This window comes from Clostridium sp. (genome assembly GCF_021443865.1).
Classification (GTDB): Bacteria; Bacillota; Clostridia; order Clostridiales; family Clostridiaceae; genus Clostridium.
Map to the genome: position 1 here is coordinate 1 of NZ_JABUTB010000113.1, position 5,442 is coordinate 5,442.

General features: G+C 28.9%; 6 protein-coding genes. All 6 read right to left on the reverse strand.

The genetic code is table 11. The features are described 5' to 3' along the window. A partial coding sequence (locus tag HUJ77_RS14105; RefSeq protein WP_291709678.1) for a DEAD/DEAH box helicase family protein occupies positions 1 to 1,400 on the reverse strand: 1,400 nt, incomplete at its 3' end. Between the two features lie 20 nt (positions 1,401 to 1,420). Then, complete coding sequence (locus HUJ77_RS14110; RefSeq protein WP_291709680.1) at positions 1,421 to 1,801, reverse strand: HIT family protein; 381 nt, start codon at positions 1,799 to 1,801, stop codon at positions 1,421 to 1,423. 192 nt (positions 1,802 to 1,993) lie between these two features. Further along, complete coding sequence (locus HUJ77_RS14115; RefSeq protein WP_291709682.1) at positions 1,994 to 2,434, reverse strand: fructose PTS transporter subunit IIA; 441 nt, start codon at positions 2,432 to 2,434, stop codon at positions 1,994 to 1,996. Positions 2,435 to 2,459: 25 nt separating this feature from the next. Further along, the gene (locus HUJ77_RS14120) at positions 2,460 to 3,854 is read right to left on the reverse strand and encodes a PTS fructose transporter subunit IIBC (protein ID WP_291709683.1); all 1,395 of its coding nucleotides are present in this window, start codon (positions 3,852 to 3,854) and stop codon (positions 2,460 to 2,462) included. Beyond that, entirely contained in the window at positions 3,855 to 4,775 is a 921-nt protein-coding gene (pfkB, locus tag HUJ77_RS14125; protein ID WP_291709684.1) for a 1-phosphofructokinase, read from the reverse strand. Positions 4,776 to 4,794: 19 nt separating this feature from the next. After that, positions 4,795 to 5,442, reverse strand: a 648-nt coding sequence (gene gatY / locus HUJ77_RS14130; protein WP_291709685.1) for a tagatose-bisphosphate aldolase subunit GatY, incomplete at its 5' end; no start/stop codon positions are given.

Sequence of the window (5,442 nt, forward strand, 5' to 3'; positions counted from 1 at the left end):
TTATTTACAAAGTATTCAGCCATAAATTCTGCATGCTTTTTAGATGAACAAAAGCCCATAGCTCTAGTGGATTTGTATTTTTTATAATGATTTAATATAAGATTTCCTCTAGCATTTAGCATTAATGCTTCTTCTAGTTTTTTATCATCATATTTTCCATTTTTAAAATCTATATCTTCATATTGAACTGTATCATCATATATCCCATAATATCTAAAGGGACATAGCCAGCCTTTATTAATGGCTTCCTTTAATCTTACTTCATAAACTAAATTATAATCACAGATAGCAAATACATCTTGAGCATCTAATCTTTCTGGAGTTGCAGTAAGACCTAGTAAAAACTTAGGCTTAAAGTATTCAATTATCTTTTTATAATTATTTGAAACTGCATGATGGAACTCATCTACAATTATGTAATCAAAGTAATCTTTAGAAAAGTACTCTTCATTTAAATATTCATCCTTACCTAAGGTTTGAACTAAAGCAAATATTAGATTTTTACTATTTTCCTTATTTGCTCCATAAAAGAACCCAACGCTCTCATTTGGTCTTACATTTTTAAAGCTTTGAGCTGCTTGTTTAATTATTTCTTCTCTATGAGCTATAAATAAAACTCTATTATATTTTTTTGAGTCAAAGGCTGCTAAGTAAGTTTTGCCTATCCCAGTTGCTGCAACTACTAATGCCTTATCAAGTCCTTCTTCTCTGCTTTGTTCTAAATTATATAGAGCTTCTATTTGTGGTCCTTTAGGTTCAAATAATTTAATTACTTTGTTTTCATCTTCTCCCTTTTCTATATCCTTATACACATTAGGCTTTTTCCATGACTTTGAATATTCCTCTAATACATTATCATCTATAATTATAGAATGGTTATTAAATAAATCCTCAAATGTATTATAAAACTTTTCATAATCTTCTTTATTAGTACTTTTTAATAATCTATAATTCCACTCAATGGAGTCTGTTAATGCACCACGAGAAATATTTGATGATCCTACATATATTTCACTATTATTTTTACTATGGAACATATAGGCTTTAGGATGAAAGGATTTATTTTTAACATTGTAAAATCTTAAATCAACCTTATCCTTAAGCTCTGATTTTATAAGTCTTAATGCCCAAGGCTGAGTTATTCCAAGATAATTACCTGTAAGAATTCTAACCATTACGCCTCTATCTATTGCTTCCTTTAAATCATTAAGTATAAGCTTAACACCTGATTCCATAAGAAAAGACACAATAATATCTATTGAATATGCTTCCTTAAAGCTGGATTTTAAGTGATTATATAAATGGTCTTTATCTCCTGTTATAGAATTTGTACCATTATAAATTATTTCTTTTTCATTTATATTTAAACTAGTATCTATATTTTTATAAAGCTTATTCAAATTATCACCCCAAGTAAATATTACCCATTATAAGGTACAAGCTCCTTTTTAAACTTTCTAATTCCACCTCTTGGATTATCTATATCTCCTTTATATCTAGGAATTATATGTACATGTAAATGCATAATTGTTTGACCAGCATCTTCACCAATATTAATTCCTATATTATAACCAGTTGGGTTATATTTATTATCTAGTATTCCTTTTACTTTATGTATTAAATCATAAATAGCTAAAACTTCTTCTTCTGTAGCTTCTAAAAAACTACTAAAATGTCTTTTAGGTATTATTAATACATGACCTTCATTTACTGGAAAGTTATCATAAATTGCAAATGCTAAATGATTTTCTGCTACTTTCTCTTTTTCGTTATAATTACAAAATATACATGGTTTATTCATATTAATCTTACATCCTTTACATTTTATATTTATATATTAGCATAGTTTAAATGAATATAATAAAAATATTTATGTAAATTATTATATTATTTAAAATTAAAGACTGCTGACAAATTATCAGCAGTCTTTAATAAATATAGTAACAGCATAATTTATTGCTTTACAACTTAGTTATTTTATTTGTATTTTTCTTTACAAAATATCTATAATTTCTTTCTCAGATTTAGCATTTAAAATACTTTCTCTAAATTCTTCATGCATTAGCTTTCTTGCTAGTTCAGCTAAAGCTCTTAAATGCAAATCATTTTGCTTATCGTTTACAGCAATCATAAATATCATATTTATATCTTGTCCGTCTATTGATCCGTAATCTATTCCATTTTTAGCAATTCCTATAGCTATTCTAGCTTCTTTCACTGTCTTTGATTTGGCGTGAGGTATGGCAATCCCAAAACCAATTCCTGTATTATTTAATGATTCTCTTGCTAAGATGTCTTCTTTGAATTTTTTCTTATCAGTTACGACTTTATCATCTATTAGTAAGTTAATCATTTCATCTAAAACTGAATTCTTATCACTAGAATTAAGCTCTAATTTTATTGTACTTTCTTTAATTAAATCTTTTAATTCCATAGTCTCTCCTTTAGATTGTATTTTATTAAGCTACCTTTTTGTTTAAGTTTGTCTTATATAATCCATATATAATAGCACCAACTAATGATCCGATTAATATACATCCTACCCAAACAAATGGTTTCTCAACAATTGGAAGTATTAAGAATCCTCCATGTGGAGCAGGAACTTGTACCTTCATTAAATAAGTCAATATAGCAGAAATAGATGAACCAAACATTAATATAGGAATTACTCTTAGTGGATCTTTAGCTGCAAAAGGTATTGCTCCTTCTGTTATATGTGTAAATCCTAATATATAATTAACTAATCCTGCAGCTTTATCTTCCTCATTAAATTGCTTATTAAATATTGTTGTTGCAAGAGCTATTACTAAAGGAGGTGTAATACATGCTGCAGAAACTCCCGCCATAAAATAATAGTTTCCTTGTGATAACAACATTGTTCCAGTAATATATGCAGCTTTATTAACAGGACCTCCAAAATCAAATGCTGCCATACATCCTATTACTAAGCCTAGAAGTACTGGGTTTGCTTTTTCTAGGGATGCAAGCCAATCCATAACTGAATTATTTATATATGCCACTGGGTCTCCTAATAATGTCATTAATACACCTGTTATAAGTATTCCTAGTATAGGCAATAAAAATATTGATTTTAAACCTTCAAACTGTCTTGGTAATCCTTTTAATAATTTAATTAACCATAACATTAAATATCCTGCAAAAAATCCAGCTAATATCCCTCCTATAAATCCAGCCCCTGTTGCATCAGCTATTAGCCCTCCAACAAATCCTGCAATCATTCCAGGTCTGCCTGAAATTGATGATGCTATAAAAGCAGTGAATACTGGCACTATCATTGAAAATGATATACCACCTATACTCTTAAGCATAGCTGCAATCTTATTATATTGTTCCGATGAAGGATCAGCAGAATAAATTCCCCATAAAAATGATACTGCTATTAAAACTCCACCTGCAACTACAAATGGCAACATATGAGAAACACCATTCATTAAATGTTTATATATACTTCTACCAAAGGATTCTTTTCCTTTTATTTCATTATTTACTTCAGTTTTTGTATTAGTAGTTAATGATTTTTTTATTGGAGCCTTTCCATCTAGTATTGCTTGAATAAGTTCCTTTGGCTTACGTATTCCATCCTGTACAGACGTTTCAATAATTGCTTTTCCAACAAATCTGTCTGTCCTAGCATCTTTATCTGATGCTATTATAACTCCATCAGCCTCTTTAATGTCCTTTTCTGTTAGTTCATTCTCTACCCCAACAGCACCATTAGTTTCCACTTTGATTTCTACACCCATTTCATTGGCTGCTTTTTTCAAAGATTCTTCTGCCATAAAGGTATGTGCAATACCTGTAGGACACCCTGTAACAGCAATAATTTTTTTCATTTACATTACCTCCCTAACTTCTAATTTTTCGATATATTTATTAACCTTATTTAAAGTACCTATTCCTCTTGATTCAGCTACATTTCCACCTGTTGCTGATGCTTTCTTTAAAGACCATTCGATACTATTCCCTCTTAACCAATCACTTAAAAATGCTGCCAATGCAGAATCTCCTGCACATGCAGAACTTACAAGATTTATATGAGGCGCTGTGCAGTAATATGCCTTTTCTCCATTATAAAAATACATTCCTTTATTACCTAAGGTTAAAAGAATATTTTGAGCACCTTCTTTTTTTAAGTATTTTAATATATTTATAGCATCTATTTCGCTATTAAGGTCTAGTCCAAATATTTCTTTAACTTCTTCATCATTTGGCTTAATTAATAACGGTTCATATTTTAATAAATCTTTTAATTTTCTAGAACTTATATCTAAAATTATTTTTATATTTCTTTTATTACATATTTGTAGTAATTCCTCATAATACTCTTCATCTATACTTTTAGGTAAACTTCCACTTACAATTAAATAACTACAGTCCTCAGACTTCGCTATGTAATTTAATAATTTTTTTTGAAGTTCTACTGGTACATAGGGACCTTTATTTACATATTTAAATTCTTTTTTATCCTTCGTATCTATAAATACATTTATCCTAGTTGCCTCATCAATCCAAAAAGCTTGTACATCTATGTCCATTTTTTGAAGTTCATCTACAATGTATTTACCTGTAAATCCTCCAAATATGCCTACTGCCTTACTTTCTATTCCATAATGATTTAAAACAAGAGATACATTTATTCCTTTCCCATTAGGAGAGTACTCTATGTTAGTTGTTCTATTAACTTTAAATGGTTCATAACTTTCAGCAGTATAATTCATATCAATTGCTGGATTAGTTGTTAATGTATATATCATCTATAACTCACCCTTTTCCTTATGCTTTTCCATTGCTTCCACAAAGCATAATCTTATGTTCAACTACCTTTTTCATAGCTTTTTTTCCTGGTGTCATATATTTTCTTGGATCATTAGCATCTGGGTTTTCTATAAAATATTTCTTTACTGCATCTGAAAAAGGAATTTTCAAATCTGTTGCTACGTTTACTTTGCATATTCCTAGAGATATTACTCTTTTAATTAATTCATCAGGTATATCTGATCCTCCATGTAATACCAATGGTATATCTATCATATCCCTTATTTCTTTTAATCTATCAAAATCTATTTTAGCTTCTCCCTTATATAATCCATGAGCTGTTCCAACCGCTACTGCTAAAGAATCTATTCCTGTTTTTTCTACATATTCTTTTGCTTGCTTTGGATTAGTATATTTACTATCTTTTTCATCTACAATTAAGTCATCTTCTTGTCCACCTAATCTACCAAGCTCTGCTTCAACAGTTACATCATACTTATGTGCATATTCTACTACTTCTTTAACTATTTCTATATTATTTTCAAATTCTTCATGGGAAGCATCTATCATAACTGATTTAAATCCTAAATTAATAAAATGTTTTATTTCTTCTACTACTTCAAAATGATCTAAGTGTATTGCTATTGGAATATTATATTTTTCTGC